The sequence below is a fragment of the Falsiroseomonas oryzae genome (assembly GCF_027856955.1).
GTDB lineage: Bacteria > Pseudomonadota > Alphaproteobacteria > Acetobacterales > Acetobacteraceae > Falsiroseomonas > Falsiroseomonas oryzae.
The window spans coordinates 1-2392 of record NZ_JAPSMD010000634.1 but is presented as its reverse complement, the minus strand read 5'-3'; the positions used below and the strand labels follow the sequence as shown (position 1 = coordinate 2392).

General features: G+C 74.5%; 3 protein-coding genes and 1 pseudogene. All 4 read right to left on the bottom strand.

Features of this window, described 5'->3' with window-relative positions:
- On the bottom strand, positions 1-841 hold an 841-nt coding region (locus tag OZN99_RS29930; RefSeq protein WP_270938859.1), incomplete at its 3' end, for an RNA polymerase sigma factor.
- A 36-nt stretch (positions 842-877) separates the two neighbouring features.
- Entirely contained in the window at positions 878-1297 is a 420-nt protein-coding gene (locus OZN99_RS29925; protein ID WP_270938858.1) for a YciI family protein, read from the bottom strand.
- 124 nt (positions 1298-1421) lie between these two features.
- Complete coding sequence (coaE, locus tag OZN99_RS29920; protein WP_270938857.1) at positions 1422-2006, bottom strand: dephospho-CoA kinase; 585 nt, start codon at positions 2004-2006, stop codon at positions 1422-1424.
- Positions 2007-2017: 11 nt separating this feature from the next.
- Positions 2018-2392, bottom strand: a pseudogene (locus OZN99_RS29915) (shikimate dehydrogenase); the annotation flags it as partial.

Sequence of the window (2392 nt, the reverse complement as noted above, 5' to 3'; positions counted from 1 at the left end):
CGAGGCCCCGGCGGATCAGCAGCCGGTCCCAGCGCGCGCGGTCCTGCTCCGGCAGCGGGATGGAGGCGCCGCCGGGGCCGATGCGCGCGGCCAGGCGCGAGGCCTGGATCTCCATCAGCGCGAGCAGGCCGAACACCTCCGGCTCGTCCGGCAGCAGCCCCGCGAGGATGCGGCCGAGCCGCTGCGCCTCCGCGCAGAGCGCCGGGCGGGTGAGGTCCTGGCCGGCGGTGGCGGCGTAGCCCTCGTTGAAGATGAGGTAGATCACCTCCAGCACCGAGCCGAGGCGCGCCTGGCGCTCGGCGCCGCGCGGCACCTCGAAGGTCGGGCGCCCCTCGGCGAGGCGGCGCTTGGCGCGGGTGATGCGCTGGGCGATGGCGGGCTCCGCCACCAGGAAGGCGCGGGCGATCTCCGCGGTGGTCAGGCCGCCGACCAGGCGCAGCGTCAGCGCCGCCCGCGCCTCGGGCGGCAGCAGCGGGTGGCAGGCGGCGAAGATCAGGCCGAGCAGTTCGTCGCCGAGATCGTCGTCCAGCGCGGCATCGAGCGCCTCGGCGGTGTCGTCGCCTGCCTGCTGCAGATGGCCGATCTCGGCATGCCTGCGCTCGCGCATGCGGGCATGGCGCAGCGCGTCCAGGGCACGCCGCCGTGCGGCGGCCATCAGCCAGGCGCCGGGGTTGCGGGGCACGCCGGATCGCGGCCACGCGACCAGGGCGGCCAGCAGCGCGTCCTGCGCCAGCTCCTCGGCCCGGCCGACATCCCGCGTGAGCCTGGCGAGGCCGGCGATCAGCCTGGCCCGCTCGATCCGGAAGACCGCCTCGATCGCCCGATGGGTTTCATCCGCCACGCCCCGTCATCGGACGGGGCATGGCGGCGCGCAAGCTCAGCCGCCGAGCTCCTTGCGCAGCCTGGCTTCACGCTCGAGGGAGTCCGGCGTCAGCAACTCCGCGAAGTCCTCCATCTCGTAGAGCGGGCGGATGTCGATGTCGCTCGGGCCGAACATCGGGTTGGGGCAGCGCTTCACCCAGGCCACCGCCTCGTCCATGTCCTTCACCTGCCAGATCCAGTAGCCGGCGACGAGTTCGCGCGTCTCGGCGAAGGGGCCGTCCGTGACGGTGCGGCTGGAGCCGTCGAAATGCACCCGCTTCGCCGCGGAGCTCGGCTTCAGCCCGTCGCCCGCCAGCATGATGCCGGCCTTCACCAGCTCCTCGTTGAACTTCATCATGGCGTCCATCAGCTCCTGCGTCGGCGGGCGGCCCGCCTCGCTGTCCTCGGTCGCCTTCACCATCACCATCACGCGCATCGCTGTTCCTCCTGCGATCCGGGAAGGCCGGAGCGTCTTCCCTGTCGGCGCGACGAACGGGCAGCGCCGGATTCGACATGGCCGCGCAGAAAAAGACACGGGCGCCGGCCGGGCCTGCCGACCCCTACCGCAGGTTGCGAACGATCCGCCGGATCTGGCGTTGCGCGGCGTGGCGCGAAAGGCCGGTCTGTACCACGTGATCCGCCTTCCTCCGCTTGAGCGCATCCGGCATCTGCCGGGCGAGGATCGCCTTCAGCCGCTCCTCCGTCATGCCCTTGCGGGCCAGCACCCGGGCACGCTGCACCGCGGCCGGGGCGGAGACGACGATCACCCGGTCCACATGCGCCCGTCCGCCGGTTTCGAGCAGCAGGGGGATGTCGAGCACGGCCAACGGCGCGCCGCGGCGGCGCGCGGCGGCGAGGAAATCCAGCTCGGCGCGCCGGACCAGCGGGTGGACGATGCGCTCCAGCAGCCGGAGCGCGGCGGGGTCGCCGAGCACGCGCGCGCGCAGCGCCTCCCGGTCCACCCGACCGTTGCGCGTCGTGCCGGGGAAGGCGGCCTCGATCGGGCGCACTGCCGCGCCACCGCGGCCCTGCAGGCGGTGCACGGCGGCATCGGCGTCGAAGACGGGGATGCGCAGGCGGCGGAAGGTGGCGGCGGCGGTGGACTTGCCCATGCCGATGCTGCCCGTCAGGCCGAGCACCCTCATGCGGGGCCTCCTCAGGCCAGGTCCGCGACGATGAAGTCCCTGAGCTCCGCATCCACCCGGGGCGTCACGCCGAACCAGGCCTCGAAGCCCGGGCGCGCCTGGTGCAGCAGCATGCCGAGCCCGTCCACGGCACGCAGCCCGCGGGCCCGGGCGGCGGCCAGCAGCCGCGTCTCCAGCGGGACATAGACCATGTCGGCCACCACCGCCTCGGGCGGCAGCGGCGCAAGGTCGATCTCGAGCGGCGGCTCGCCGGCCATGCCGAGCGAGGTGCCGTTCACCAGCAGCGCCGTCCCGGCGAGCGGCGGGGCCGCGGCGACCTCGACCGGGCCGGCGCCGGCCTCGGCCAGGTCGCGGGCGATCGCCTCGGCGCGGGCGGGGGTGCGGTT

What these genes read in the sequence shown, in the direction of transcription:
- OZN99_RS29925 (WP_270938858.1), bottom strand. Translation starts at nt 1,297, where the DNA reads ATGCGCGTGATGGTGATGGTGAAGGCGACCGAGGACAGCGAGGCGGGC.
- coaE (WP_270938857.1), bottom strand. Translation starts at nt 2,006, where the DNA reads ATGAGGGTGCTCGGCCTGACGGGCAGCATCGGCATGGGCAAGTCCACC.